This window comes from Paraburkholderia sp. CNPSo 3274 (assembly GCF_024206475.1).
GTDB lineage: Bacteria > Pseudomonadota > Gammaproteobacteria > Burkholderiales > Burkholderiaceae > Paraburkholderia.
Window position 1 is genome coordinate 59680 of sequence record NZ_JAMBPR010000038.1, and the last position, 26471, is coordinate 86150.

Annotated in this window: 23 protein-coding genes and 1 pseudogene; 10 read left to right on the forward strand and 14 right to left on the reverse strand. The window is 64.8% G+C overall.

The genetic code is table 11. The features are described from left to right. The first annotated feature begins 528 nt into the window (after positions 1-528). The gene (locus tag M3I54_RS24885; protein WP_254340814.1) at positions 529-1497 is read left to right on the forward strand and encodes a DNA-binding protein; all 969 of its coding nucleotides are present in this window, start codon (positions 529-531) and stop codon (positions 1495-1497) included. A 62-nt stretch (positions 1498-1559) separates the two neighbouring features. On the opposite strand, the gene M3I54_RS24890 is transcribed toward M3I54_RS24885, so the two are convergent. Continuing rightward, on the reverse strand, positions 1560-2033 hold the full coding sequence (locus tag M3I54_RS24890; RefSeq protein WP_042267102.1) for an Lrp/AsnC family transcriptional regulator: 474 nt from the start codon (positions 2031-2033) through the stop codon (positions 1560-1562). A gap of 141 nt (positions 2034-2174) precedes the next feature. On the opposite strand from M3I54_RS24890, the gene M3I54_RS24895 reads away from it, so the two are divergent. The 4 genes from M3I54_RS24895 (at position 2175) to M3I54_RS24910 (ending at position 9154) form a co-directional block, all read left to right on the forward strand. After that, positions 2175-5705, forward strand: coding sequence for an indolepyruvate ferredoxin oxidoreductase family protein (locus M3I54_RS24895; RefSeq protein WP_254340815.1), 3531 nt, complete (start codon positions 2175-2177; stop codon positions 5703-5705). Between the two features lie 31 nt (positions 5706-5736). Further along, positions 5737-6504 (forward strand): SDR family NAD(P)-dependent oxidoreductase, encoded by a 768-nt coding sequence (locus M3I54_RS24900; protein ID WP_254340858.1) that lies wholly within the window; start codon positions 5737-5739, stop codon positions 6502-6504. Between the two features lie 92 nt (positions 6505-6596). Beyond that, a complete protein-coding gene (locus tag M3I54_RS24905) occupies positions 6597-7502 on the forward strand; it encodes a LysR substrate-binding domain-containing protein (RefSeq protein WP_254340816.1) in 906 nt (301 codons plus the stop codon). Positions 7503-7567: 65 nt separating this feature from the next. Beyond that, positions 7568-9154 carry a Na+/H+ antiporter gene (locus M3I54_RS24910; protein ID WP_254340817.1) on the forward strand — a complete coding sequence of 529 codons (1587 nt, stop codon included), beginning with the start codon at positions 7568-7570 and terminating at the stop codon, positions 9152-9154. An 18-nt stretch (positions 9155-9172) separates the two neighbouring features. On the opposite strand, the pseudogene M3I54_RS24915 reads toward M3I54_RS24910, so the two are convergent. From M3I54_RS24915 to M3I54_RS24935, 5 genes and pseudogenes are all read right to left on the reverse strand, one after another. Then, positions 9173-9583 (reverse strand): annotated as a pseudogene (locus tag M3I54_RS24915) (MmgE/PrpD family protein); the annotation flags it as partial. Positions 9584-9615: 32 nt separating this feature from the next. After that, complete coding sequence (locus M3I54_RS24920; RefSeq protein WP_254340819.1) at positions 9616-10983, reverse strand: short-chain fatty acid transporter; 1368 nt, start codon at positions 10981-10983, stop codon at positions 9616-9618. A 78-nt stretch (positions 10984-11061) separates the two neighbouring features. Continuing rightward, a complete protein-coding gene (locus M3I54_RS24925; protein WP_254340820.1) occupies positions 11062-11937 on the reverse strand; it encodes an amidohydrolase in 876 nt (291 codons plus the stop codon). 65 nt (positions 11938-12002) lie between these two features. Beyond that, positions 12003-13205 (reverse strand): CaiB/BaiF CoA-transferase family protein, encoded by a 1203-nt coding sequence (locus M3I54_RS24930; RefSeq protein ID WP_254340822.1) that lies wholly within the window; start codon positions 13203-13205, stop codon positions 12003-12005. Further along, positions 13202-14095: a CoA ester lyase gene (locus tag M3I54_RS24935; RefSeq protein ID WP_254340824.1), complete on the reverse strand. Its 894-nt coding sequence runs from the start codon at positions 14093-14095 to the stop codon at positions 13202-13204. The genes M3I54_RS24930 and M3I54_RS24935 overlap by 4 nt, the downstream gene beginning before the upstream one ends. Positions 14096-14199: 104 nt before the next feature. Here M3I54_RS24935 and M3I54_RS24940 point away from each other — a divergent pair, with 104 nt between their 5' ends. Beyond that, positions 14200-15072 carry a LysR family transcriptional regulator gene (locus M3I54_RS24940; RefSeq protein ID WP_254340826.1) on the forward strand — a complete coding sequence of 291 codons (873 nt, stop codon included), beginning with the start codon at positions 14200-14202 and terminating at the stop codon, positions 15070-15072. Between the two features lie 27 nt (positions 15073-15099). Here the strand turns inward: M3I54_RS24940 and M3I54_RS24945 are convergent, their stop codons facing one another. Further along, positions 15100-16002 carry a LysR family transcriptional regulator gene (locus M3I54_RS24945; protein ID WP_254340828.1) on the reverse strand — a complete coding sequence of 301 codons (903 nt, stop codon included), beginning with the start codon at positions 16000-16002 and terminating at the stop codon, positions 15100-15102. Between the two features lie 150 nt (positions 16003-16152). On the opposite strand from M3I54_RS24945, the gene M3I54_RS24950 reads away from it, so the two are divergent. After that, positions 16153-17436 (forward strand): MFS transporter, encoded by a 1284-nt coding sequence (locus M3I54_RS24950; RefSeq protein ID WP_254340859.1) that lies wholly within the window; start codon positions 16153-16155, stop codon positions 17434-17436. Positions 17437-17538: 102 nt separating this feature from the next. Then, positions 17539-18519: an amidohydrolase family protein gene (locus tag M3I54_RS24955; RefSeq protein ID WP_254340831.1), complete on the forward strand. Its 981-nt coding sequence runs from the start codon at positions 17539-17541 to the stop codon at positions 18517-18519. Positions 18520-18576: 57 nt separating this feature from the next. Here the strand turns inward: M3I54_RS24955 and hmpA are convergent, their stop codons facing one another. From hmpA to M3I54_RS24990, 7 genes are all read right to left on the reverse strand, one after another. Further along, the gene (hmpA, locus tag M3I54_RS24960) at positions 18577-19788 is read right to left on the reverse strand and encodes an NO-inducible flavohemoprotein (RefSeq protein ID WP_254340833.1); all 1212 of its coding nucleotides are present in this window, start codon (positions 19786-19788) and stop codon (positions 18577-18579) included. A gap of 226 nt (positions 19789-20014) precedes the next feature. Beyond that, positions 20015-20230, reverse strand: coding sequence for a YXWGXW repeat-containing protein (locus M3I54_RS24965; protein ID WP_254340835.1), 216 nt, complete (start codon positions 20228-20230; stop codon positions 20015-20017). A 121-nt stretch (positions 20231-20351) separates the two neighbouring features. Beyond that, entirely contained in the window at positions 20352-21500 is a 1149-nt protein-coding gene (locus tag M3I54_RS24970; protein WP_302059123.1) for a DUF1501 domain-containing protein, read from the reverse strand. Between the two features lie 5 nt (positions 21501-21505). After that, positions 21506-22957 carry a DUF1800 family protein gene (locus M3I54_RS24975; RefSeq protein ID WP_254340837.1) on the reverse strand — a complete coding sequence of 484 codons (1452 nt, stop codon included), beginning with the start codon at positions 22955-22957 and terminating at the stop codon, positions 21506-21508. An 86-nt stretch (positions 22958-23043) separates the two neighbouring features. Next, a complete protein-coding gene (locus M3I54_RS24980) occupies positions 23044-23556 on the reverse strand; it encodes a periplasmic heavy metal sensor (protein ID WP_254340845.1) in 513 nt (170 codons plus the stop codon). Further along, positions 23553-24008, reverse strand: coding sequence for a hypothetical protein (locus M3I54_RS24985; RefSeq protein ID WP_254340847.1), 456 nt, complete (start codon positions 24006-24008; stop codon positions 23553-23555). Before M3I54_RS24985 ends, M3I54_RS24980 begins: the two co-directional genes overlap by 4 nt. Next, positions 24005-24670 (reverse strand): RNA polymerase sigma factor, encoded by a 666-nt coding sequence (locus M3I54_RS24990; protein WP_254340849.1) that lies wholly within the window; start codon positions 24668-24670, stop codon positions 24005-24007. The genes M3I54_RS24985 and M3I54_RS24990 overlap by 4 nt, the downstream gene beginning before the upstream one ends. A gap of 472 nt (positions 24671-25142) precedes the next feature. Between M3I54_RS24990 and phaP the strand changes: the two genes are divergently transcribed. Together phaP and M3I54_RS25000 are read left to right on the forward strand one after the other, a co-directional pair. Continuing rightward, on the forward strand, positions 25143-25718 hold the full coding sequence (phaP, locus tag M3I54_RS24995) for a TIGR01841 family phasin (RefSeq protein ID WP_254340852.1): 576 nt from the start codon (positions 25143-25145) through the stop codon (positions 25716-25718). Between the two features lie 144 nt (positions 25719-25862). Continuing rightward, positions 25863-26471: beta-ketoacyl synthase N-terminal-like domain-containing protein (locus tag M3I54_RS25000; RefSeq protein WP_302059124.1), on the forward strand; the 609-nt coding region annotated here is incomplete at its 3' end.

Here is a 26471-nt window from a genome sequence, read left to right on the forward strand (position 1 = left end):
TGCGTTTTCATGGACTGAACGGAACTGCGGGCGACCGCTTCAATTGTCGAATCAATGCGGCTGACGCACGCGCGTGATGCGGCGTGCGTCCGGTCGGGAAAGCGGGAAGGAAGAGCTTTCGCAAAGGGCGGCGGGGGCAGCCTCTGGCCGGACCGCGAGGGACCGGGCGGCGAGCGCTTTGTGACAGGCTGTATCATACCCAGGCAGCCACCGAGCCTCGCGCATTCATTAGATAACCTAAATTACGCAGCTTGATAAATAAAACCGCGTGCAATTCATTCAGATTATTGTCGCGTTTGGATTCGCTTTCATAGTCTAGCAAGCGCAATGCAGGGATTCTATAATTTTCGCGCACGTACGGGCTGCATGCCCGTGTGTTTCTACCGGCCCAACGAGCGGCTTCACCATGACACCTTTTCGGTGAGCGCAATGCATCCGGCCGGCAAGTGCCGCTTCCCACTGGCATTGGCGGTAGGAATCGTACGCTTTACGTTGTAATATCGACGTATTCCAGCCCCGCATTGCCCCATGACCGACGTCGCCTCCGACGAAATACGGCTCGCCGCCGAGATCGACCGGCTCAAGGCCGAGTTTCCCAAAACGCGTGAGCTGTATCGCGAAGTGTGCGCGCTGATGTTCTTCCGTTACGGCATCACGCCCACGGCCAACCGGCTCTATCAGCTCGTGCACCGGGGCAGCATGAGCACGCCTACGGCAGTGCTGTCGGAGTTCTGGGCAACCCTGCGTGAGAAGAGCCGCGTGCGTATCGAGCACGCCGATTTGCCTGAGGAACTGCAAGGAGCCGCCGGCGAACTCATGGGCGCGCTCTGGACACGCGCCACGGCGGCCGCGCAGGCGTCGCTCGAAGCGCTGCGGCTGGAAGTGGAGGACGCGCGCCGCGCCGCGGAAGGCGCAACGGCCGCCGTGCGCGCAGACCTGGCGCACACGGAGGTGGCGCTCGAACAGCGCACCGCCGCGCTGCTCACGGCGCAGGTGCGCATTCAGGAACTGGAACAGGCACACGCCGCCGCGGTTGCCACGCGCGGCGCACTCGAAGTGGAACTGGCGCGCGAGCGCGAAGCGAGCCGTGAACGCGACACTGCGCTCACCCAGGCGCGCGCCGATTTTGCGGCCGAACGCGACAAGCTGCGCGCAAGCGCCGAACTCGCAGAAACGCGCTGGCAGGCGGCGGAGAAGCGCGCGCAGCTCGAAATCGAGCGCGAGCACACGGCGAACGCGCGATTGCAGCGCGACGCCGAAGCCGCTACGCAGCGCGCGGCGCGCACGGAGGACAGTGCGCGCGCCGAAATTCAGGCATTGCAGACGCAACTGGGCGATTTGCGCCATCAGGTGGGCACGCTCGAAGGCCGGCTCGACGCGCTGCATTCGACCCGCGAAGTTCAGGTGCGCGAGCGGGAGGCGGCGCGGGAGAAGGGCGTCGACGCGGCCGCCGCGAAGCCGTTGCGAGCGGCGCGCAAGACGGGGCAAAAGGCGTGAAGGCTTTGGCTACGCGATGATTCCTTCGACATCCTGATTGAACAACGGTGTTGTGCCGCGTGTCACTCGTCGCGCACGCGCACCGGCAGCTCGGTTTTGTACTCCACGCGGCGCAGTGCCACGGACGTGTGAATGTCACGCACGCCCTCAATCTTGGTGAGACGCGTCATGACGAAACGCTCGATGCCCGCAATATCGCTTGCCACCACGCGCAGCATGTAGTCGAACGCGCCCGTCATCAAATAACACTCCATCACTTCGTCGCAGTTCGAGATCGCGCGCTCGAACGCGGCTAGCCGCGTCTCGTTCTTCTTCTCGATCGCCACCGACACATACGCGTTGACAGGAAAGCCCGCCTTCTCCTGATCGAGCAGCGTGACGTACTGGGTGATGACGCCGCGCTCTTCGAGCATACGGATGCGCCGGTAGAACGGCGAAAGCGAAAGCCCGAGCGATTCTGCGAGATCGGCGGACTTCACGTGCGCGTCGCGTTGCAGGGCGTGCAGGATAGCCACATCCACGCGGTCGAATTTCATTGGCCAGCTTTCCCTAAAAAATGTGAATTTGGGGTGAGTGTTGCTAATCAGCGTGCTTTCCGTGGCTCAGTTTGGCACGAATCGCCGCTATTGGCCACCTAGAATCCGCTAATACCCACAAGCCGAACAGCGGAGACAACCATGAACATGCGAGCCGTCGAGACCGACCGCCAGATCGATACGGACTATCGCCTCGAAGACCGCTACCTGCGTGAGGACGGCACGGTCTTTCTCACCGGCACTCAGGCGCTCGTGCGCATCCTGATCGAACAGGCGCGCGCAGACCGGCTTGCCGGGCTGAAAACGGCGGGTCTCGTCTCCGGCTATCGCGGCTCGCCGCTCGGCGGATTCGATCAGGAACTGTGGCGCCAGAAGGCACTGCTCGCGGACTTCGACGTGCGCTTCGAGCCGGGCCTGAACGAAGACCTTGGCGCGACCATGCTGTGGGGCGCGCAGCAACTCGACGCGTTTCCCGGCAAACGTGTGGAAGGCGTGTACTCGATGTGGTACGGCAAAGGGCCGGGCGTGGATCGTACCGGCGACGTATTCCGCAACGCGAACATGCTCGGCACTGCGCGGCACGGCGGCGTGCTGGCCGTGGCCGGCGACGACCACGCGGCGCAGTCGTCGATGTTTCCGCACCAGACGGACCACGTATTCGAAGGCGCGATGATGCCCATTCTCTTTCCGGCGTCGGTCGAGGAGTACATCGAGTACGGGCTCACGGGCTATGCGCTTTCGCGCTTCAGCGGGCTGTGGGTAGGATTCAAGGCGATTACGGAGACGGTGGAAAGCGGCCGCTCGATGCGCGTGGGCCGCGGCGTGCCGTTGCGTTTGCCCGAGGACATGGCGGTTCCGGCGCAGCGCGGCTTCAATTACGACCCGCAATTGCGCTGGCCCGCGGAGCGCGCCGAACTGGAGCGCCGCGTACTCGAAGAGCGCCTGCCCGCCGCGCTCGCCTTCATGCGCGCGAATCCGCTCGACCGCGCGTTGCTGCGGCCCGCGCAGGCGCGTGTGGGCATCGTGACGGTGGGCAAGGCGCATGCGGACGTGCTGGCCGCGTTCGAAGCGCTGGGCCTCACGCCCGAGCGCCTCGAACGACTCGGCATCGGGCTTTATAAGGTCGGCATGATCTGGCCGCTCGAAACGGAAGGGCTCAAGGCATTTGCGCGCGGCATGCAGGCGCTTTTCGTCGTGGAGGAAAAGCGCTCGTTCGTGGAACGGCAGATCAAGGAAGCGCTCTTCAACGTGCGTGCCGCCGAGCGGCCGTCCGTGCACGGCAAGACGCTCGGCGAGCGCGAGCCGCTGCTTCCCGCCGCGATGGAGTTCGCGCCCGAGCAGCTTGCGCAAGCGTTGCAGCGGTTTTTCCGGCACGTTGAGCTTGATGTTCCACTTATCGTTGCGGGCGCAACCCATGCGCGTCTGGGCGCGCAGCGCGTGATCGCGCTCGCGCAAGTGCCGCAAGGCGAACCGCTCACCCGCAAGCCATTCTTCTGCGCGGGCTGCCCGCACAATACTTCGACGCGGCTGCCGGACGGCTCGCATGCCGCGGCCGGCATCGGCTGCCATATCATGGCGCTCGGTGAGGCTGGCAACACGGCTACGTTTTGCCAGATGGGCGGCGAAGGCGTCCAGTGGGTCGGCATGTCGACCTTCACGGACATGCCGCATCTGTTCGTGAATCTCGGTGACGGCACCTACCAGCACTCGGGCAGCCTGGCGATCCGCCAGGCCGTGGCGGCGCGCGCGAACGTCACCTACAAGATTCTCTTCAACGACGCGGTGGCGATGACAGGCGGCCAACCCGCCGAGGGCGGCCTGACCGTGCATCGCGTGGTGGCGCAGGTGCAGGCCGAAGGCGTGAACGAAGTCGCCGTGGTGACCGACCGGCCCGAGCAATACGTGGGCTCGCATGTGTTGCCTGTGGGCGTGACGCTCTTGCACCGCGACGCGCTCGACGCGCTGCAACGCCGCCTGCGCGAGCAGAAGGGCGTTTCGGTGATCGTCTACGACCAGACCTGCGCCGCCGAAAAGCGCCGTCGCCGCAAGCGCGGCAAGCTGATCGATCCGCCCACGCGTGTGGTGATTAATCCGGCCGTGTGCGAAGGCTGCGGCGACTGTTCCGTGCAGTCGAACTGCATTGCGATCGAGCCGCTCGAAACGGAGCTGGGCCGTAAGCGGGCCATCAATCAATCGAGCTGCAACAAGGACACCTCGTGCGTGAAGGGCTTTTGTCCGAGCTTCGTGACGGTGGAGGGCATGGAGCCGAAGCGCCCGGACGCTGTGCGCATTCAGCGCATTGAAGCCGAACTGCGCGCCACGCTCGCGCCGCCCGCGCGCGTGCCGCAGGCGCTGGAGCAACATCTGCGCATGGTCGTGACCGGTGTGGGCGGCACGGGCGTCGTGACGATCGGCGCGATACTCGCAACGGCCGCGCACCTCGAAGGGCGCGGCGCCTCGACCCTCGACTTCACCGGGCTCGCGCAGAAGAACGGCGCGGTATTGAGCCACGTGCAGATCGCGCAGAGCCGCGGGCTCATCACCACCTCGCGCATCGGCGCGCATGCGGCCAACGTGCTGCTGGGCTGCGACGCCGTGGTGGCGGCATCGTCTGGCGCGCTCTCGCGCCTGCCGGCCAGCGGCGCGCGCGCGATCGTGAACGAGCGCATCAACGCCACCGCCGACTTCGTACGCGACGGCGATCTTCCCGTGAGCAAGGCCGTCCATCAGGCGGCGATTGAGAACGCGATGGGCGCGGATGGCTCCGTGTTCTGGGACTGCACGGCGGCTGCGGAAGCGATTTTCGGCGACGCCATCGCCTCGAACATGATGATGGTGGGCTACGCGTATCAGTCGGGCCTCGTGCCGCTCAGCGAAGCGTCGATCCTGCGCGCAATCGGGCTCAATGGCGCGGCCGTGAAGATGAACGAACGCGCTTTCCTTTGGGGACGTTTGATCGCCCAGGACGCTCGCGCGCTCGAACGCGTTGCGGGAGCGGACGTTGCGGCCGCGAACACGCCGTTCGATCTCGTGCGCTTCGTGGCCGAGCGCGAGCGCGATCTCACGCAGTACCAGAACGCCGCCTATGCGGCGCGCTATCGCGCGCTGGTCGAAACCGTCGCGCAGACAGAGCGCGGAATTGACGGTGCGAACGGTGAGCTTGCGCAAGCGGCGGCGCGCCATTACTTCAAAGTGCTTGCCTACAAGGACGAGTACGAAGTTGCGCGCCTGCACACGGATGGCGGCTTTGGCGCTTACCTGTCCGGTTTGTTCGATGGCACGGCGGGCAAGAAGACTTTCCATATGGCACCGCCGCTCCTCACACGCCGCGATGCGCAAACGGGGCGCCGCAACAAGATCGCGCTGCGCGGCGTGTGGGCCGAGCCGCTGCTGCGTGTGCTCAAACACGGCAAGGCGCTGCGCGGCACGCCGCTCGATCCGTTCGCACGGCAGCGCGACCGCGTGATCGAGCGCGCGATGATCGGCGAATTCGAGGACGACGTGCGCCTCGTGCTCGGCAAGCTTACGCAGCAGACGCTTGCGGCGGCCATCGGCCTGCTTGGCGTGCCGGGTGCGGTGCGAGGCTTCGGTATCGTCAAGGAGCGCAATTACGAGCGTTCGCGCGGCGTGCGCGAGCGGTATCGCGCGGAACTCGCAGGCGAGACGGTTTGAAAAGATCGGATAACTAATGGAGAAGACTCAAATGGTAGTGCAGGACAAGACGTTTTTCATCACGGGCGGTGGTTCAGGACTTGGCGCGGCGGTGGGCCGTCATCTGCTCGAACGCGGCGCGAACGTTGTGTTCGCCGATATCGACGTAGCCCGTGCGCGTGACGAGGCGGCGCTTGGCGGCGAGCATGCACTGGCCGTCGAGGTGGATGTGACACTGGCAGCAAGCGTCGAGGCAGCGATCGCGCTCGTCACGCAGCGCTTCGGTGCGCTGCATGGCGTGGTCAACTGCGCAGGGAACGCACCGGCGCAGCGCATCGTCGGAAAAGAGGGCGCGCATCCGCTCGATCTGTTCGCGAAGGTCGTGAGCGTCAACCTCATCGGCACCTTCAACGTGATGCGCCTCGCCGCCGTGGCGATGACGAACAATACGCCCGACCCCGGCGGCGAGCGCGGCGTGATCGTCAATACAGCTTCGGTGGCCGCGTACGATGGCCAGATCGGGCAGTCGGCTTATGCGGCTTCGAAGGGTGGCGTCGTTTCGCTCACATTGCCGGCGGCGCGCGAACTGGCGCGCAACGGTATTCGCGTCGTGACCATCGCGCCTGGCATCTTCGAAACGCCGATGCTGCTTGCGATGCCCGCCGAAGTGCAGCAGGCGCTCGGCGCGGGCGTGCCGTTTCCGCAGCGTCTTGGCCAGCCCACGGAGTTCGCGGCACTCGTCGAGCATATCGTCGGCAACCGCTATTTGAACGGTGAAGTGATCCGGCTTGATGGCGCGTTGCGCATGGCGCCGCGCTGATACACGTTTTTTGAGGGGCTGACCGCCGCGGGGAGGTCGAAAGCTACGTATCGTAGAATCGGAACCATCGACTCACGATATTCGAAAAGCACATGGCCAAGGACGTGACTTTGCGGCAGTTCCGCTACTTCGTGGCGGCGGCGCAGAACGGGCAGTTTTCGATGGCGGCGGCGTCCGAGCATGTCTCGCAGTCGGCGATCACCAATGCGGTGCTCGCGCTCGAGGAGGCGCTCGGCACACGGCTTTTCGTGCGCTTGCCCCAGGGCGTGGAACTGACGCCGGACGGGCAGGACTTCCTCAACCACGCCCGCCACGTGCTGGAGTCGGTGCGCGACGCGCTGCACAAGGCCCCGTTTCGCGCGCACAGCTTGCGCGGTACGGTGCGCATGGCCGCCTCCTATACGCTGCTCGGCTATTTCCTGCCGGAACTGCTCGCGCGGTTTCGTGCGACCTATCCCGAGATCGAGATCGATCTGCACGATCTGGACCGGCCGGCCATCGAGGACGCGGTGCTCGCGGGCAAGGTGGATCTTGGCGTGGCGTTGCTTTCCAACGTGGAGCGGCGCGCGCGCTTCGGCCACCATGTGTTGATGCGTTCGCGCCGCCAGTTGTGGGCGGCACCGACGCATCCGCTCGCGCAAATGGGCACCGTCACGCTGCGCGACATCGCGCGTTACCCCTATATCCTGCTCACGGTGGACGAGGGCGAGGCCTCGACGCTGCGCTACTGGAAAAAGCGGCGCGTTGCGCCGAATATCGCGTTTCGCACGAGTTCGATGGAGGCGCTGCGCGGGCTCGTGGCGCATGGCTTTGGCGTGACGATTCTATCGGATATGGTGTTCAGGCCGTGGTCGCTGGAGGGTAAGCGCATCGACGCTTGCGCCGTAGAGGATGCCATTCCGCAGATGGAAGCGGGTATGTTATGGCATCCTGGGGCGGTACTCAGCGATCCAGCGCGAGCGATGCAGCAGTTTTTGATTCACGCTTGCGGGAATTGAGGGGCGGCCGCGCCCCCAATTCGAATTCCTTCGATATCCCCATTGGGTAAAAACAAGGAAGCGTCATGTCGTCCGTGTCGGCGTTCAAGCTCGTGCTCCTTTCGCTCATCGCCATCATCGCACTCGAGTTGCTCGCCAAACGCCTGCGCCTGCCGCCCGCTGCCGCACTGCTGGTAGGCGGCGCCGCCATGGCCTTCGTGCCCGGCCTGCCGCCGGTCGTGATCGACCCGGACCTCGTTCTCATCGTGTTTCTGCCGCCCTTGCTGATGGACGGCGCTTACTTCTTCGTTTGGTCCGACTTTAAACGTCACCTCGCGCCCATCCTGCTCTTCGCCATTGGCGCGGTTGCATTCACGACGTGGGCGGTTGGCGTCGTCGCGCATTGGGCCGTTCCGTCGCTGCCGTGGGCCGCATGTTTCGCACTGGGCGCGGTGGTATCGCCGCCCGATGCGGTTGCCGCGAAAGCCGTGCTGGAACGGCTCGCGCTGCCGCGCCGCCTGATGGTGCTGCTCGAAGGCGAGAGTCTGCTCAACGACGCCGCCGGTCTCGTGCTGTTTCGCTTCGCCGTCGCTGCCGCATTGACGGGCGTATTCAGCGAGCCGAATGCGGCGCTCAGTTTCGTCGGGCTCGCGCTTGGCGGCATTGTCGTCGGCGCGGTCGTGGGCTATGTCGTGGTTTGTCTGCTGCGGCAGCTCGAAGACGAATATCTGATCATCACCGCCTCCGTGCTCGCGGGCTGGATTGCCTATATCGCGGGGGACATGCTGGGCGTTTCGAGTGTGATCGCCACGGTCACGTGCGGCATGCAGCTAGGCTGGCATCAGCACGAAATCTTTTCGGCCACGGTGCGCAGCCGCGGCACGGCGTTCTGGCAGGTCATGGTCTTCGTGCTCGAGGCGCTGGTGTTCGTGCTGATCGGCCTCTCGCTGCGCGGAGTCATGCTGCGCCTCGGCGGTACGGGCAATGCCGTCGCGCTGCTCGGCCCGGCTGCGATGGCCGTGGTGCTCGCCGTTGTCGTATCGCGTTGCGTGTGGACCTATGGAATCGAGATCGTCAGGACCGTGCTGCACCGGATAGTGCCGCGCCGCGTGAGCACGCCGGACTTTCGCGGTGCGACGGCGGTTAGCTGGGCAGGCATGCGCGGCGTGGTCACGCTGGCCATTGCGCTAGCGCTGCCGGAGGCGATGCCGGGCCGCGACCTCATCCTCTTCGCCGCGTTTGCCGTTATCCTTTTCACGGTGCTGCTACAAGGCGCGACCATCGGACCGCTCGTGAAACTCATCAGACCTGCGAACGATCCGGAAGGTGAGGAAACCTATCTCAACGAGCCGCAGGCATGGGCTCGCCTCGAAGCTGCGCAGCTGGCGGCGATCACGCCGCTCGTCCACGGGCCGGACGGCAGCGTGATCCACCCGCGGCTGCTGGAGCAATACACGTATCGTGCGAATCTGACGCGCAATTATGCGAACGCCGAGAGCTATCCGCAGGAAATGCGCGCCTCGCACTACGACGTCGTGCTGGCCGCTGTGGAAGCCGGACGCGCGGAGCTGTTGAAGCTGCACCGCGCCGGCCTGATTCACGACGAACTATTGCGCGTGCTCGAACGCGATCTCGATCTGGAGGAGCTTTCGGCGCGCCATGGGAGGGGCTGATACTTCCCCTCGCGCTTCTCAGGCGTGCACGACGAGCGGCGCAAACAGGTGGGAGAGGTCGCGTTGCTGGTCGAGACTCCAGAGAAAGCCAAGGGCGTCGTCGGCGCGCGCCTTGCCGATCACGGGCGCCGCGTTCTTGCGGAACTTTACCTCGAAATCGCCGCGCTGCATCGGCCGCGTGGCGAAGCCTGGAATGTCGTCCACACGCTTCGACACGGTTTGTCCGTCCGTGAGCGTGGCGCTCACGATGGTCGCGTAATATTTCGGATAGAGCCGAGTCAGTTCGGGATCCTCTACAACCTTGATATTTTGCATAAAGGCGCGGATCTTCGGGTCATGCAGCGCTTCGGGGCAATAGCTCGCGAGGTTGATATCGCCGTCGAACATGGCGCGCGCGGTCACGTAGGGCAGGCTGTGATCGGCGGTCTCGCTCGTTTCGGGGGCCCATTATTGCGGGCTCCTCAAACGAGCAGCAGCAGCGCCGCGCCGAACACTACGGTGCCGAGCAGGAACGTCATGAGCGTGAAGCCCAGTACGCGCTGCACGCCGATGCCGGCCATCGCGACCACGGGCGCGGCCCAGAACGGCTGCATCATGTTCGACACCTGCTCGCCCATGGCGACGGCCATGGTGGTTGCAGGCATCGAAGCATGCAGCGCGATCGCCGCAGGCACGACGAACGGGCCCTGCACGGCCCAGTGTCCGCCGCCGCTCGGAATGAAGAACGTGACGATGAGCGAACACACATAGCTCCAGAACGGCAGCGTGTGCGTGTTCGAGATCGCGATGAAGAAGTGCGAGATCACGTTGGGCAGGCCCGTGGCGTCCATCATGCCCATCACGCCGCCATAGAGCGGGTATTGCAGCATCATCGAGCCGGTTTGCTTGGCGGCGTTCTTGACCGCGTCCGCGTAGGCGAGCGGGTAGCCGTGCAGGATCACTCCCGCGATGAACATCACGAAGATCACGGCGTTGACGCCGGAAAACGCTTCGATGTGCTCGATGTGCGCAAGCACGAGGAACGTCACGCCCACCAGGCCAATGAACGCGCTGCCGATCCACGAGTATTCGAGCCACTTCGCGAAGCTCAGTTTGCCTTCGGGGCGTTTGCGCGGTTCCGGGTCGGGGTTCTTCTCGATGTCGAGCACGACGGCGTCTTCATCGCGCGGCTTGAGGAGCGCGAGCACGATGGGCGTGGCGATGAGCATCACGACCACGGGCACGAGGTTGAACGCTGTGAACACGGTGTCGGTGAACGGCAGCACTTCGCCCGTGAGCTTTTGCACGACGTTCATCGCGCTGCCCGGCGTGGATTGTGCGAGTGCGATCGAGCTGGAAATGCCGCTCGCCCACACTACCCAGCCCGAAAAGCCCGCCGCGACGATCCACGCGAAGTCCACGCGCATGCGCTTGGCCACTTCGCGCGCGAGCAGCGCGCTCACCACGAGGCCGAGGCCCCAGTTGAGGAACGAGGCGACGGCCACGAGCATGAAGGTGAGCGCGGCTGCCTGTACCGGCGTGCGGGCAATGCCCACGAGCGCCTTGAACACGCGCTGCACGGGCGCGGCGTGAGCGAACGCGTGGCCCGTTACGAGGACGAGTGTGATCTGGAAGGCGAACGTAAGGATATTAAAGAATCCCTTGTACCATCCGACCACGAGCGTGTTGAGTGTCGCATGTGGGGCGAACATCGCCGAGAGCGCGGCCACGACCGCCGTGATGAGAATCGCGAGCACGAACGGGTCGGGAATGGTGCGTTCGAACAGGCTGATCGTCGCGTCGGTGAAGCGTGTCTTGCGTACGGGTGCGGCGGTGGCGGTGGACTTCACGTGTCGTCTCCTGGTGCGGAAAGTGGCCGCGCGTACCTGGCGCGCGGCTGTTTGTATCTCGGGCGCAGTGGCGCGAGTTCATCGGGCGAAGCCGTAGAGTTCGGCGGGGTTGTCGACGAGAATCCGCTCGCGTCCCGCTTCATCGTCGACCCATGCGCCGAGCAGATCGAAGATCGCGGCGGTATCGGGCTTGTGCTTCTCTGTCACATGGGGCCAGTCGCTGCCCCACACGGTGCGCTCGGGCAACAGTGCGGCCCATGCGCGCGCGGTCTCGGCGAGGTCGGCGTATCCGCCTGCGAGTCCCACTTGCGAATCGAGGTAGGCGCCCGAGAGTTTGACCCACACGCGCCCCGAAGCAGCGAGACGGCGCACCACGCCATACGCGGGATGTGAAATGCCCGCCGGCAAGGGCAGGCGCGCGAGATGGTCGAACACCATCTTGCAGGGCAGGCGAGTGAGCAAGGCTTCGTGCTCGACGATCTGGTCGGCGGTCCAGTGCAATTGCACATGCCAGCCGAGTTCCGCTATGCGCCGCGCAAGCGGCTCGACCATGTCGAAAGTTACGACCGCTTGATGCGGCGTGTACAACGTGAAGCGGATGCCCCGTATGCCGCCGCGATCGAGCATGTCGAGTTCGGCATCGCTCACCTCTGGGCGCAGGACGGCTACGCCGCGGGCGTTCTCGATGCCCAGTTGGCGGATCGCGTCGAGCGTCACACAGTTGTCGGTGCCGTAAGGGCGCGGCGTGACGATGACGGTGCGCTGCGTGCCGGTGCGTTCCTGAACGCGGCGATAGTCCTCGACCGTTGCGCGATCAACGATACGCGCACCGTTGCCGGGCGACGCCGCAAAGCGGCGATCGTAGATGTGGACGTGCGAATCGCACGCGAAGGCAGGCGCTTGTATGCGCGCGTTGGGGGCGTCGATGGTATGGACATGCTGCTCGCGGTCCATCGCGTTGTCTCCTTGTTTGCCGCGCGCCACCAGGCATGGATGTGCGCGGATGCAGCTCTTTGTGTTCAGAGCACGGCGTGCTCGTTTCTCAATCGTTCGATATCCGCATCGCTCCAGCCGGCCTCGCGCAGCACCGCATCGGAGTGCTCGCCAAAGGCGGGCGCGGCGATCGGGTCCGGCGCAGGCGTCGCGCCGAAGCGAATCGGCTCGCGAAAGCCGCGATACGCGCCCACGCCGGGATAGTCGTAGCGCGTGACCATCTCCTCCTCGAGCACCTGTGGATCGTCGAACATGTCTTCGACCGTGCGCGCCGCCGCGCAGGGGACCGCCTCGCCAAAGTGCGCTTCCCATTCGAGCGCGCTGCGCGCCTGCAACGCGGCGTGCAATTGCGGCACGATCTCGTCGCGATGCTCGGCACGTTTGCGCACCGAATCGTAACGCGCGTTCTCCGCGAGTGCAGCGAGCCCGGTTTTTTCGCAGAGCGCCTGCCAGAAATGCGGCGTGTTCGCGGAGATGTAGAGCCAGCCTTCGCGCGTGGGATGAATGCCGGTGATCCCGCCCGAGCGCATGTCGCGGCCAACGTCCTTCGGTTCGTCATCGGCCCAGATCATGCGCGCGGACTGCATGGTGAGCGCGCTGCGCAGCAGCGAAACGCCCACGTACTGGCCCGCGCCGCTGCGCTCGCGCTCGAACAGCGCCGAGGATACTCCCGCTGCGACAAGCGCGGCGGCGTAATAGTCGACCACCGAGCCGTAGAGAATCTCGGGCGGCCCGCCGTTCTTGCCCTGGAGCGTGCACATGCCCGTCATGGTCTGCAGCACCTGGTCGTAGCCGGCCTTGTCCTTGTTCGGGCCCTGGTCGCCGTAGCCGGTGACCGCGCAGTAGATGAGCCGCGGGTTCACCTCGCGCAGTTGTTCCCAGGCAATACCGAGCCGCGCCGGCACGCCGGGTCGAAAGTTGTGCACGAGCACGTCGGCCTGTTTGACGAGACGCAGCAGCACCTCCTGCGCGCAGGGTTGCTTCAGGTCGAGCACGAGGCCGCGCTTGCCGCGGTTGACACCGAGAAACGCGCGGCTTTCGGCTGGTAGCGTGGACGGATACTTGCGCAGGTTGTCGCCCGTGGGCGGTTCGATCTTGATGACGTCCGCGCCCTGATCCGCGAGCAGCGTGCAGCCATACGGGCCCGCAATATAGGCGCTCAGGTCGAGCACGCGCACGCCCGCGAGCGGGCCGCGCGGCGTTGCATTCGTTTCGGCAGGCTGGTTCATTGGCGCACCTCGCAAGACGTTGCGGATGTAACGAGTCCAAGCCGTTCGGCGTTTTGCACGAGCGCCCGGGCGCGCTCGACGAAGGGCGCATCGATCATCTTGCCGTCTACGACATAAGCGCCCACGCCGTCGCGTTCGGCGTTGCGCGCCGCTTCCACCGCGCGCAGCGCGTGGGCGATTTCTTCGTCGGAAGGGCGAAACACGTCGTTCGCCAGCGCGATCTGGCTCGGGTGGATACAGCTCTTGCCGAGAAAACCCAGTGCACGGGCCAATTCGGCTTCAGCGCGAAATCCTTCGACATCCTTGATATTGGCGAAAGCCGAGTCGTAGGCAAACACGCCCGCTTCGCCGGCTGCGAGCCGCAAGCTGAACATGGCTTGCTGCACGGCTGCCGGGTCGCGCCGTGCGATGCCAAGTGGCTCGAACAGGTCGCCAAGACCCAGTTGCAGCCCCGCCACGCGTGTATGCGCGGCAGCGAGCGTCGCCGCTTCACGCAGCGCGCGCGGCGACTCGACGTTGAGCAGCAGCTTCACGGGGCGGCTTACGCTATTGGCGCGCTCCGCGCGCTCGATCGCGGCAGCGGCGGCACGCACGTCGTCGGCGGATTCGGGTTTCGGCAGATTCACGTAATCGAGGCCGGGTTGAACCACTGCAGCGATATCGTCGGCGAACCACGGTGTGTCGAGCGCATTCACGCGCACGATCAGCACCTTGCCGCGTTCGCGCACGGCGGGCGAAACCAGCAGCGTGCGCAACGCCTCACGCGCTTCGGGTTTACGCGCAGGCGCAACCGAGTCTTCCAGGTCGAACGACAATGCGTCCGCGGCGCTCGCGAGCGCCTTTTCGAACAGCTCCGGGCGCGATGCCGGTACGAACAACTTGCTTCTCATCTCCGTGCGTTCCATATAGATCACCACTGAAGGGCAGTCTACGATCGGCAACGATTTAGATAAACTATGCGAATCTATCTTTAAACCATAGAGAAGCTACGTTTATGGACACCGGGTTTTTGAGCAACCTGCTGCTGGTCGTGGAGAGCGGCTCGATGGCGGAGGCCGCGCGGCGCGTGGGCGTGACGCCCGCCGCGATCGCGCAGCAAATCCAGGCGCTGGAGCGCGAACTTGGCGTGGCGCTCGTCATGCGCGCGGGGCGCACCGTCATTCCCACGGAGGCGGGCCAGCGCGTCGTGGAGCGCGCCCGCTTGCTCGTGCGCGGTTTCGACGAGCTGAAAGCGCTGGCGCAGGAGCAGGAAATGGGCGGCGAACTGCGCGTGGGGACCATCACGTCGGCGCTGCTGAGCGTGCTGCCCGACGTGCTGGCGCGCTTCGCCGCCGCTTTCCCGCAGGTCAACCTGCTGATACGCGCAGGCACCTCGATGGAACTCTTCGAGGCCTTGCAGCGCGGCGAGGTGGACGTGGCCATTTGCCTGCACCCCGCCTTCGCGCTGCCGAAGTCGTACGACTGGTACCTGTTGCGCGAGGAGCCTATCGTCGTGCTTGCGCCTGCAAAGTTCGCGCGCGCCGATCCGCACGACCTGCTGCGTCGCGAGCCGTTCATTCGTTACGACCGCGCGCTGGGCGGCGGCAAGCAGGCCGACCAGTATCTGCGCCGCGCGAAGATCGCGCCGCGCGAGTTGTTCGAATTGAACTCGCTAATGGCGATTGCGCTGATGGTGGATCGTGGCCTTGGCGTCTCGCTCGTGCCCGATATCGGCACGCCGCTTACGAAGGGCCTGCGGCTCGCGCGTCTCCCACTGCCCGAGGAAACGGAGCCTCGACGCTTCGGCATTCTCTGGTCGCGCGCTTCCTCGCGCAGCCGCGTGATACGCGGGATGATCGAATGCTCCGGAGAGGTGCTGCGCAGATGATGGCGGGGTGATACGGGCCGCACGGGCTCAAACGACCGCCGGCTTGCCGATGCGCTTGTGCCAAAGCTCGATGAAAGATTCCGCTGCGGGCGAAAGCGAATGCTCGGCCCGCCGGATCAAATTGACGTCGCGCGTAACGACGGGCGCTTCGAGCCTGCGCGCGACGAGATCGCGGTGGGGAAACGCACCGAGCAGCATGCCCGGAAAGATCGCAATGCCGAGCCCCGCCTCCGTCATGGAGAGTCCCGTTGTCATATACGACACCTCATATTCAATGGACTTGCGCTCACCTAGCGCGAACAGCGTCTCGTCGATCAGGCCGCGAATGCCGCTGCCCGGCTTCACGCCGATCCATGGGTAGCTCAGCGCATCGGCCCACGTGACGCGGCGCTTTTTCGCGAGTGGCGAGTCCTTGCGACAGATCGCGCAGAGCCTGTCGCGCGCGAGACATTGCAGCGTAATGCCTTCGGGTTTGTCGCTGATCGTGCCGATGCTGAACTCCACGTCGCCGGTGAGCGTGGACGCCGTGAGCCGGTCGGGCGCGGCGTCGTCGATCGAAACTTCGATGTTCGGATACAGCGCGCGATATTCGGCCACGAGCCGCGGCACGATTGCCGCCGCGATGGAAGGCGTGGCGGCGAAACGCAACTGCCCACGCGCTCGCCCGGCCAGCTCCTTCACGCTCGACTGGATCGATTCGAGGTCGCGCAGCATGCGCTCGACAGTGGGCAGGATTTCGCGTGCCGCCACCGTGGGCCGCAGCGAGCGCGACGTGCGGTCGAACAGGCGCATGCCGAGCGCTTCCTCCATCTGCCGGATCAGCACGCTCACGGCGGGTTGCGTGATGAACATTTCGTCGGCCGCACGCGTGAGCACGCCGAAGCGGCAGACGAGCGCGAATGCGCGCAGTTGCTTGATGGTCGGTTGCATAAAGTTACTTTATGGAGCCATTGATTTTGTTCGATTGTCTTCATGACTATAGTGCCTTACATTGCATTGCGGCAGATTCGGGTGAAGTCGATAACGATCCAATAAAGCAGGCCAGCCGCGAGCTGGCCGCAGGAGACAGTCGTGAGAGCAATGGATACGCGCATTCGCTGGCGTGGCGCCGTGGCGTCGACGCTCGGTAACGTGCTGGAGTGGTACGACTTCGTCGTATTCGGGTTTCTCTCTATCATCATCGCCAGGCAGTTCTTTCCCGGCGACAGTGAATACGCAGCGCTCATGCTGACCACGGCCACTTTCGGCGCGGGCTTCGTGGTCCGGCCGCTCGGCGGTGTGTTGCTCGGCATGTACGCCGACCGCAAGGGCCGCAAGGCGGGCCTGACGCTCGTCATCGCCTTGATGACGCTGGCGGCCGCGATGATCGCCTTCACGCCAGGTTTTCAGCAGATCGGACTCGTTGCGCCCGCAATCGTCTTGTGCGCCCGCCTGCTGCAGGGTATTTCGGCGGGCGGCGAGTTCGGCACGGCCACGGCCATGCTGATCGAGTACGCGCCCAAAGGGCGGCGCAATCTCTACGGCAGCTGGCAGATGTTTGCCCAGGCGCTGGGTGCGCTGTTGGCCGTGGCAATGGGCAGCGCGCTCACGCACCTCTTCACGCCGCACGCGCTCGAATCATGGGCGTGGCGCATTCCCTTCCTCTTTGGTCTGCTCATTGGTCCGGTGGGCTTCTATATCCGCCGCAGTCTGCCGGAGACCGAGGCGTTCGAGCAGATCGGCAAGCGCGTGAAGGCGCCGTTCAGTCATGTGGTCTCGCAATACCCGCGAGAACTGTTCGTGGCGACGGCGCTGAGCGCCGCGCTCAATGTCATGGCGTACGTGATCATCACCTACCTGCCGATTTATTCGGTGCGGAACCTGCACATGCCGGTGACGCTGCCCTTTACCGTGCTGCTCGCCAGCGTGCTGCTGCGCGTGGTCACGATTCCGATCTTCGGCCATATGGCGGACCGTGTGGGCGGCAACCGCATGATCTGCGGCTCGCTCATCGTATTTCTTGTGGTGCTGTATCCGGCCTATTACTGGATCGTGAGCGCACCTTCCATTGTTTCGATCATGACGGTGGAACTGCTGTTCGCGTTGCTGATCGGTGCTTCGAACAGTCCGATTCCCACGGCGCTCGCTGCGCTCTTTCCCACCGAAGTGCGCTCCACGGGCCTTGCGATTTCGTACAACATCGGCGCGGCGATTTTCGGCGGGTTCTCGCCGTTCGTGCTGACGTGGTTGCTGCATACCACGGGCAACAACATGGCGCCTGCCCACTTCTGCGCGGTGTTCTTCGCGCTGGGTCTCGTTGGCGCGTTCATGCTCAAGCGTGACGCACCGCATTTGAACGATCTTTCCGCGCCTTCGTCCATTTGAGCGGAGCGGCGCAACGCCTGCACGCTGACGCTTCTATCCACAAGATAAGGATGACGAAGCGTCAACCATTCCACCAGCGAATCTCGAACAGGAGAAACCACCATGCCCGTCATCGACGTCCATACCCATATCTTCACGCACAAGTGGCTCGAACTGCTCAAGGAGCGCGGCGGAGCCTACAACATTCAAACGCGGCCCGACGGGCAGCAGGAAGTGTTTCGCGGTAACACGCCGGTTGTGATTCCGCAGAAGGGCCATTTCGATTTCGACCTGCGCATCGAGCACATGAACGAAGCGGGCATCGACGTCTCGGTCGTTTCGCTGACGTGCCCGAACGTATTCTGGGGCGACGAGGAAACGAGCTGCCAGGCCGCCCGCGAGACCAACGATACGATTGCCGAGGGTCAGGCCGCGCACCCCGAGCGTATCCGCTGGTTCGCTTCGCTGCCGTGGGAGTATCCGCAACGCGCGGTGCAGGAACTGGAGCGCGCCCGCGCCAACGGTGCGAGCGGCGTGATGGTGCTCGCCAACGTGGCGGGCCGCAGCCTCACGGACCCAATGTTCGCGCCGATCTGGGCCGAGATCGACCGGCGTGCGCTGCCGGTGCTCGTGCATCCCACCGATCCGCCGGGCGTCGAACAAATGGACATGACGAAGTTCGACCTGAGCTGGTCGGTGGGCTTCATGTTCGATACGACGCTCGCCATCACGCGGATGATCTTCGAGGGCTTCTTCGACCAGTATCCGAACCTCAAGATCATCGCCTCGCATGCGGGCGGCGCGCTGCCGTATCTCGCGGGCCGCTTCGCCAAGGGCGACGACGTGGAAATTGCGCAGCGCCGCCAGATGAAGCGCAAGCCCATCGACTACCTGCGCCACATCTATTACGACTGCATCACGTATAGCCCGGCGTCGCTCGAGTTCCTGATTTCGGTGGTGGGCGCGGACCAGGTCATGTTCGGCACGGACTGGCCGCACCAGGTGCATGACACGCGCGGCGCATTTGCCAATACCGCGCGCTTGCCGAAAGCACAATGCGACGCGGTGCGCGGCGGCAACGCGCTGAATGTGTTTGGTTTCTGAGCGATGGAAACGACAGGCGCGGCGTTTGCGCCGCGCCTGCCGACATGAAGTTCGAGCCTACTCCGCGAAAAGATCCGGTCCGAAGACTTCATAGTGAATCCGGGCTTCGTGAACGCCGAGATTCTTTAGCGCATCGTGCTGCATGCGCATGAAGGGAATGGGGCCGCAAATATAGTAGTCGGCGTCGGGTTGCAGAATCGCCCGCTTGATCTGCCCGATGTCGACGAACCCCGCGTAATCGTAATCGCGACCTTGCACGTCGCCGGGCAGCGGCTCGTTGTAGAAAATCACGAGGTGGAAGTTGGCATTCGTGGTCGCGGTCTCACGCAAACGGTCGCGCATTGCATGCACGCCGCTATTGCGCGCGCCGTGCACGAACACGACCTTGCGCTGCGGATCCTGAAGCGCTCGTTTGAGCATGCTGATCATCGGCGTGAGGCCCACGCCTCCGCTGATGAGCACGATAGGCGTATGGGCGTTCACGTCGATATGGAAGTTGCCGTATGGTGCGGCCAGTTTCATTTCGTCGCCCACATTCACATGGTCGTGCAGCAGGTTCGAAACATAGCCGGCCGGCTGCGGGCCGCCGGCCTCGCGCTTCACGGAAATGCGGTAGGTCCGGCCATTGGGCATGTCGGAAAGACTGTATTGCCGAATCTGCTGCAAGCCGAGCGCCGGCACGTTCACACCGATGCTGATGTACTGGCCAGGCTCGAAGTTCGCGACCGGGCCGCCATCGGCCGGTTCGAGCACGAATGAGGTGATGATGCTGCTTTCGGGCCGCTTCTCGCGCACGATGAACTTGCGCCAGCCGGTCCAGCCACCGAGTTTGTCGGCGGAACCTTCATAGAGTTCGCTTTCCATGCCCATCAGCACGTCGGCGAGATTGCCGTAGGCCTGCGCCCATGCGGAGATGATGTCCTCCGTGGCCGCCTCGCCGAGCACGTCCTTGATCGCGCCTAGCAGATGTTCGCCAACGATAGGGTAGTGCTCGGGCAGCACGCCGAGGCTTGCGTGCTTGTTCCCGATGTTCTTGAGCACGGCCGAGAGGCTCGAAGGGTCTTCGATGTTTTCCGCATACGCATAGACGGCGCGCGCGAGCGCCTGCTGTTGCTGCCCCTGTTCCTGATGCGCCATGTTGAACACATTCTTCAGTTCAGGGTGGGCCTCGAAGAGCCGCGTGTAAAAGCGCTTGATGATGGCGTAACCGTGGTCCGCGAGCACGGGCGCGGTCGCCTTCACGATGTCCTTCGTTCGCTGCGTGAGCATTGTCGGTCCTCCTTTCACGGGTGGGGAAGCGCGCATACTCGTTCCAGTCTAGACAATGACAGCCGCGATCGCAGGGTCCAATGGTGGGGCTTCAGTCCGCCTTTTCGTCCGCTGCGCTTGTACCCGTGATCGTGCGCATGCGTTTGCGAATTTCAAGCTTGAATTCAGGAAGGTGCGGCGGCCGGTGTATCCGCTGGATGCGATTTGACCGCCGCTGAAAGCTGACTTAGTACGCCCGGACCCAATGTCCCGGAATCCACACCCACTGGTTGCCTTCCCAGCGGTAATGTCCCTTGGCCCAGGCATAGCCCTGGGCGGGTGCGGGCGGCGGTGTCTCGACGCGCGGTGCCGGTTCCGGTGGGTGGCCCGGCTCCACGATACACGCGGAAAGCAGGGCGGCGCAGGCGACCAGGGTCACGGGGTGCAGTAGTTTTATCTTCATGACGGCTGTCCTCCACTGATTGAAATTATTTTGTTATCCGAACGGATGGCTGATCTCAACGCGTGCCGGTATCTGGGTCCACGCAAAGCGGCCCGCTTCCGTGTATGTCTGTTCTATTGGCTCATGCCCTTATCAAACCCGGAATGGCATATTTTGTGCCGGCATCGCCGAATAGCGTCGATGCTGTGCGCTGCGGATCGAGCCCGAGGCTCTCCGCGGCCGCGCCCGCTATCAATGCGTCGAGTGAGGCGGTGGGCTTGAGGTCGCGCGACTCGTAGAGATCCGCGCTGCGCAGCCCCGGCCAGTCGGCCTGTACGCGTCCCCCCGCCACGGCGCCGCCCACGAGCATGGCCACCGAAGCCTGCCCGTGGTCGGTGCCGCCCGTGCCATTCGCCGCGGCCGTGCGACCGAACTCGGTCGCGACGAGCACCGTGGTCTTGTCCCACGCGGGGCCGAGGCCGTCGCGCAGCGAGGCGAGCATCGTGTCGAGCGCTTTTAGCTGATTCGCGAGCCGCGCATTCTGCGCGCTGTGCGTGTCCCATCCGCCGGTTTCGATCATGGCGATGCGCGGGCCATCGGGGCGCGAGAGGAAGCCCGCCGCAAGCTTGCCGACGCTCGCAGGGTCCTGGCGCGCGCTGGCGTCGCCCGCGAGCCCGCGTGCGTTCATTGCCGACGTCCAGAGCGCGCGTAGTTGCGGATCGGCTTCGTAGAGCGCAGAAACGCGCGTGAGCAGATCATCGGAAGCGCTGGGCAGCGCCGAGGGCGCGTACGAACTCACCTGTACCGTGCCGCGCAGCGCGAGCGGCACCGTCGGCGCAAGCGCAATGGCGTTTTCGCGCGAGGCGGGCAGCATCGCGACGAGCCGGTTGAGCCAGCCGTCCTTGACCTGGTAGGGCGCGCGGCCGCCTGTTTCCAGCACGTTCTGACCGTCGAAGTGCGAGCGGTCGCGATACGGCGAAGCGATCGCATGCACGAAGAGCGCCTGTTTCTCGCTATACATCTGCGCCATCTGTACGAGCGACGGATGCAGCGCGAACGTGCCGTCGAGTTTCGTGGCCTTGTCGGTGTCGATGGTGAGCGGGCCGCGCAGCGTGGCGTAGGCCGGCTCCGCATAGGGCACGACGATGTTGAGTCCGTCGGCCGCGCCGCGCTGGATCACGAACACGAAGCGGCGCTCGGTTTCGACACTGGCGAATACGATCCGTGGTGCGACTAGCATCGCGCCCGCACCAGCGGCGGCGACGCGCAGGAAATGGCGGCGGGAAACCATAGCGGTTATCTCCTCAGGAAATCGGGCGAGACGAGCAGCAAGGCGATCGCAGTGGACGCGCTTTCTGCATGCGCGACTGCGGTGGCCGTGGGCGCGCTGAGCGTGGCGCCCATGAGCGTGTTGCCGAGCGTGCGCGGGTCGAGCCGGTCGCCCACGCGCGCCGAGAAGCGCTGCGCGACTTCCACGCGGCGCACGAGCGCGTCGGGCGCGGCCCAGCTTGCGGCGATGTCGTCGTAGCCGGCGGGCGAGCCCGGCCGCCACACTGGCTGGCCGAGCTGCGTGAGCAGCGGCGCGGCATTGATGTTGCCCATGTCGCCGGGTTCGCGCCAGCCGAGGCCCCGCATCGACGAAACGGTCCATTCCCACGGCGTCTTGAACTTCGCATCGACCGGCGCCCACGCTTGCGGCGCTTCAACGAGCGCGCGGTACACGGTGGGCAGGTCGCCGCCGCTTTGCTCGAAGGCGAGCGCAAGGCGCTCGGTGAGCGCCGGCGGCGGATTGTCGGCGACGAAGTGACGCGCGAGCTGGAACGCGATATGGCGGCTCGTGGTGCTCGCGTGCGCGAGGTCGTTCAGTATGGCGAGCGCCTGCTGCTCGCCCGGTTGATCGTAGCGCTTGCCCATCACGGTGCGCGCGCCCGGCTCGTGCAGCGTGGGGCGAAACACGAAGCTGCCGGGCGCTGCATTGTTGGGCTGCGGCCCGCGCAACCCCGCCACGCTCCAGCCCGTGAGCGCACGTGCGAATTCGGTCACGTCGTCCTGCGTGTAGCCGGTGCGCACGCCTAGCGTGTGCAACTCCATGATCTCGCGTGCGAGGTTCTCGTTCAGGCCGCGCTTGTGCGCGGGGTCGCGCTGATCGGCGCGCAGTGCGGCGCGGCTGTCGGGTCCAACGGAGCGCGTCTGGTCGAGAAAGAGCTGCATGGCAGGGTGCTGCTCGACGGCGACCAGCATGTCCGCGAAATTGCCGAGCACGTGCGGCCGTATCGCTTCCATTTCGAATGCGCCCGCAATGCCCGCAATCAGCGCCTTATCCACCGATACGGCGAAGTGGTTCGACCAGAAATGCACGAGGCGCTCGACGAAAGGCGTGTCGGTCTGCAAGGCGCTCGTGAGGCGCGCTGTGACCGCGCTGCGGTAGATGCCCACGCTCTCGCGGCGGATCGTCTGATTGACCGCGCGGCGTGCGGCTTGTTGTGCGTTGTCTTGTGCGTTCGTCTCTGAAGCCGCGCTTGCTGCCGCGTCGGCCGTCATACCTTGCTGGCGTTCTGCCCCGAAGCGTGCGGCGAGCGCCAGCGCGCCGGGCTCGTTGCGCCATGCGGCAGGCAGGGGTTCGTATGCCTGGAACTGGCCGAGCAGCCAGCCCTGAGGGTTGGCGGGCGGCGTCTCGTCGGCGCGTGCGCCGAGGCCGAAGCGGTTCATGGCGATCGCGCCGGCGCGGGCATTCGAAAGGCTTTCCATGCGCGGTCCTTGTGCTCGTTGGAGCGTTGCGTATTCCCGTTAAACGGTCATCGCTCGCCTTATCCGTCGCTGGTCCGCCAAATTATTTACTGCGCGCCGCTCGCTTCGCTGACGGTCTTCTGCGGCTGCTTTTGCGGCTGCGCCGGCAGCCGCCACTGGCCGCGCTTTTCGAGCCCTTCGACGAACTTCACGCGTTCTTCGGGCGTGAGCGTGGCCGCGAAATCGACTACGCCGCTTTCGATTTGCGCGCGCAACGCGCTGTCGGCCGTGCGCGTGCGCGTGAGCGCGGCGTCGATGGCGTTGCGGTCGAGTTGCGGCGCGGCGAGCAGGTCGAGCACCTCGCGCCGTCCGTCGCGTCCGTCGCGCGCGTACTGACGGCCCTCGCGGCGCGAGGACTTGAGCGCTTGAGCGAACTGCTGCTGACGTGCCGGCGAAAGCTCCTCGGTGGCGAAGCGCAACGCCACGCGCTGCGCCGGTTGCGCCTGCGGCTCGCCGTGTACGGCGAACCAGCGCCACGCCCCGCCCGCAATGGCGCCGAGCAGAAAAACGTTCAGGAGTACCGATCCGACGAGCAGCGTTTTCCATGAGCAGCCGTTCATTCATCACTCCCTTCGGCGCCGGCGTTGAGGTTCGATTCGCTCCAGTCGGAACTCGTCCCGCCGAAGCTCGTGCTGAGCCAGGTCTCGTGCGGTGCTGCGGGCGTCGTGCCGCCGAGCACGACGAACGATATCGTCAGCGCACCCGCGAGCGCGCCTGCGAGGCCCACGCCCGCGAACGCCGCGCCGGACCACCAGAAGCTGCGGCGCTTCGCGGCGGCAACGGGCTTGACAGGTGCACCCGCAACGATCTGCTCGAAGAGCGCGCGAGCGGGCGGTGCGACCATGTCGCGGGAAAGCCAGCTATCGAGCTCCACGGCTTCGTCGAGCGCCGCGTTGGCTTCGGCGCGATGTTCGCGCGCCCATTCGAGCGCGTCTTTGCGCTCGTGCTGCGGCCAGCGTTGCAGGTCGGCGCCATAAGCTGCGACGAGCGTGTGGAATCGTTCGGGTGTCATACGGAATCCTTACCGGCGGCTTCGCCGGCCAGTTGTGCGCGCAGGGTGCGCCGGGCGCGCGCCAGCAGGCTTTCGAGCGCGTCCACCGAAATATCCATCAGGCTGGCTGCTTCGAGGTTCGAAAGCTCCTGATAGTAAGTAAGCACGAGCGCTTCGCGCTGACGCACGGGCAGCGCCGCGAGTGCGGCGCGCACGCGTTCGTCGCGCGTGCGCGCTTCGATCTGCTGGTCGGGCGAGCCTGCGGGATCGGGTGTCGGCTCGCTCATGGCGTGCACGTCTTCTACGGTCTCTTCGCGGCGTCCGCGCAAGCGGTCGTAGCACAGGTTGAGCGCCACGCGATGCAGCCACGTGTCGAATTTCGCTTCGCCGGTGCGCCAGGTGGGCGCCTGTTTCCAGATCCGCATGAAAGCTTCCTGAGCGACGTCTTCGGCTTCGCTGCGGTCGCCCAGCATGCGTGTGGCGAGTGCGATGAGGCGCGGCAGCTTGCTCGCGACGAGCGCGCGCACGGCAAGCGGATCACGCGCGCCGACACGCGCGACGAGTTCCGCATCCGGATCGCGTTCGTTCAAGGCCTTCCCGGCCTTGTCGGTCTGCAACGATTGAACCGCAGGCGAACCCGCTGCCGCACCGTCATAGTCGTTTCTCAGTTTGAAGTCGGGCATTCAGGCCTTACGCCGTTCAATGCCACGTCCTCGACCCAGTGCCCCGGCACCCAGTTATCGCCCGAGTGGGCTTCCTGCCAGCGGCGGCAAAGGACGAACGCAGTGGTTTGCGGATCATGATGTCTCTCCCTTGATGCAGAGGGGTCAACCGCCCCTATAAATACTTGAACGGCCCTGCGGAGAAAATCCGTCGCGGGCCATTCACCACACAATTTCCGAGTTCAGCGTCGAGCTTACCGATCTTGAAAGCAGGTTGCTTGACAACTGCAAGTTCCGAACCCGAAAGACTTACGTTAAGGGTTTTTACCTAATATGAACCGCCACAAAATTGTTAAATTCCTGCCTTAGAATAGTCACTCTAGGTTGACTGCGGCGATGCAACATTAGTTTTCAAACATAGGAATACAGCCGTAAGTCAGGCCATCGGGGGTTGGCGCTTTAATTAGTAAGACTAACCAAGGAGTATGAACTGATGTCCGTTTCCGCACCCGAACAATTCCGCGCGAATTACCAGGCTGGCGTCGCAGCGTTCTTTGCGCTCACGAAGCCCGTTTTCCAGGGCGTGCAGGCCGTGATCGATCTCAACGTACAGGCCAGCAAGGCTGCCATCGCCGAAAGCGAAGCGACACTTACGGGCGCCCTCCAAAGTGGCAATCCCGCGGAGTTCCTGACGCAGCAAATTGGTGCGTCGCAGCAAGCGGCCGCCAAGGCCATGTCGTACGGCCGCCATCTCGTTGACATCGCGACGACGACCCAAAACGAGTGGATTCAAGCCGCCCAGGCGCAATCGGGCGAGCACGAGCAGCGTTTCAAGGCCTTTTCCGAAGGCCTGACGCAAAACGCGCCCGTGGGCGCGGAGTCCTTCGTCGCGGCCATGAACTCGACGTTCGCAGCCGTGAACAATGCCGCCGAAACGCTGCGCGGCGTAACCCGCCAGGCCATCGAAACGGCCCAGAGCGGTTTCCAGAACGTCGTCGCTTCCGCCCAGGAAGCCGCGCCGGTCGCCGTCCAGCCCGCTGCCGCCAAGGCAAGCTCGGCCAAGGCCTGATTCGCGTTCCTGGCCGCCGGCAATACGCCAATACACGTGAACACGCGTCTTCGTCGTCGTAAATGAACGACGAGGGCGCGGCGTTTGCCGGCTCAGCTTTCCAGACATCGATATTCCAGCGCATTTGCAGAGCAGGAGCTCAACATGACTGACATTGTGATCGTTTCGGCCGCACGTACGGCGGTAGGCAAATTCGGCGGCTCGCTCGCGAAGGTGGCGGCGCCCGACCTGGGCGCGATCATCATCAAGGCCGCGCTCGAGCGCGCGGGCGTGAAGCCCGACCAGGTGAGCGACGTGATCATGGGTCAGGTGCTGACCGCCGGTTCGGGCCAGAACGTGGCGCGTCAGGCGGCGATCAAGGCGGGCCTGCCCGCGGCCGTTCCCGCCATGACGATCAACAAGGTGTGCGGCTCGGGCCTGAAGGCGGTGATGCTGGCCGCGAACGCGATCATCGCGGGCGATTCGGACATCGTCGTGGCCGGCGGCCAGGAGAACATGAGCGCCGCGCCGCACGTGCTACCGGGCTCGCGCGACGGTTTCCGCATGGGCGACGCGAAACTGATCGACAGCATGATCGTCGACGGCCTGTGGGACGTGTACAACCAGTACCACATGGGCGTGACGGCGGAAAACGTCGCGAAGGAATACGGCATCACGCGCGAGGAGCAGGACGCGTTTGCGGCACTGTCGCAGAACAAGGCGGAAGCCGCGCAGAAGGCGGGCCGCTTCGACGCGGAAATCGTGCCGGTGGCG

Excerpts from the sequence above, each read along its gene's own strand:
- M3I54_RS24885 (WP_254340814.1), top strand. The coding sequence starts at position 529 with ATGACCGACGTCGCCTCCGACGAAATACGGCTCGCCGCCGAGATCGAC.
- M3I54_RS24890 (WP_042267102.1), bottom strand. The coding sequence starts at position 2,033 with ATGAAATTCGACCGCGTGGATGTGGCTATCCTGCACGCCCTGCAACGC.
- M3I54_RS24895 (WP_254340815.1), top strand. The coding sequence starts at position 2,175 with ATGAACATGCGAGCCGTCGAGACCGACCGCCAGATCGATACGGACTAT.
- M3I54_RS24900 (WP_254340858.1), top strand. The coding sequence starts at position 5,737 with ATGGTAGTGCAGGACAAGACGTTTTTCATCACGGGCGGTGGTTCAGGA.
- M3I54_RS24905 (WP_254340816.1), top strand. The coding sequence starts at position 6,597 with ATGGCCAAGGACGTGACTTTGCGGCAGTTCCGCTACTTCGTGGCGGCG.
- M3I54_RS24910 (WP_254340817.1), top strand. The coding sequence starts at position 7,568 with ATGTCGTCCGTGTCGGCGTTCAAGCTCGTGCTCCTTTCGCTCATCGCC.
- M3I54_RS24925 (WP_254340820.1), bottom strand. The coding sequence starts at position 11,937 with ATGGACCGCGAGCAGCATGTCCATACCATCGACGCCCCCAACGCGCGC.
- M3I54_RS24930 (WP_254340822.1), bottom strand. The coding sequence starts at position 13,205 with ATGAACCAGCCTGCCGAAACGAATGCAACGCCGCGCGGCCCGCTCGCG.
- M3I54_RS24935 (WP_254340824.1), bottom strand. The coding sequence starts at position 14,095 with ATGAGAAGCAAGTTGTTCGTACCGGCATCGCGCCCGGAGCTGTTCGAA.
- M3I54_RS24940 (WP_254340826.1), top strand. The coding sequence starts at position 14,200 with ATGGACACCGGGTTTTTGAGCAACCTGCTGCTGGTCGTGGAGAGCGGC.
- M3I54_RS24945 (WP_254340828.1), bottom strand. The coding sequence starts at position 16,002 with ATGCAACCGACCATCAAGCAACTGCGCGCATTCGCGCTCGTCTGCCGC.
- M3I54_RS24950 (WP_254340859.1), top strand. The coding sequence starts at position 16,153 with ATGGATACGCGCATTCGCTGGCGTGGCGCCGTGGCGTCGACGCTCGGT.
- M3I54_RS24955 (WP_254340831.1), top strand. The coding sequence starts at position 17,539 with ATGCCCGTCATCGACGTCCATACCCATATCTTCACGCACAAGTGGCTC.
- hmpA (WP_254340833.1), bottom strand. The coding sequence starts at position 19,788 with ATGCTCACGCAGCGAACGAAGGACATCGTGAAGGCGACCGCGCCCGTG.
- M3I54_RS24965 (WP_254340835.1), bottom strand. The coding sequence starts at position 20,230 with ATGAAGATAAAACTACTGCACCCCGTGACCCTGGTCGCCTGCGCCGCC.
- M3I54_RS24970 (WP_302059123.1), bottom strand. The coding sequence starts at position 21,500 with ATGGTTTCCCGCCGCCATTTCCTGCGCGTCGCCGCCGCTGGTGCGGGC.
- M3I54_RS24975 (WP_254340837.1), bottom strand. The coding sequence starts at position 22,957 with ATGGAAAGCCTTTCGAATGCCCGCGCCGGCGCGATCGCCATGAACCGC.
- M3I54_RS24980 (WP_254340845.1), bottom strand. The coding sequence starts at position 23,556 with ATGAACGGCTGCTCATGGAAAACGCTGCTCGTCGGATCGGTACTCCTG.
- M3I54_RS24985 (WP_254340847.1), bottom strand. The coding sequence starts at position 24,008 with ATGACACCCGAACGATTCCACACGCTCGTCGCAGCTTATGGCGCCGAC.
- M3I54_RS24990 (WP_254340849.1), bottom strand. The coding sequence starts at position 24,670 with ATGCCCGACTTCAAACTGAGAAACGACTATGACGGTGCGGCAGCGGGT.
- phaP (WP_254340852.1), top strand. The coding sequence starts at position 25,143 with ATGTCCGTTTCCGCACCCGAACAATTCCGCGCGAATTACCAGGCTGGC.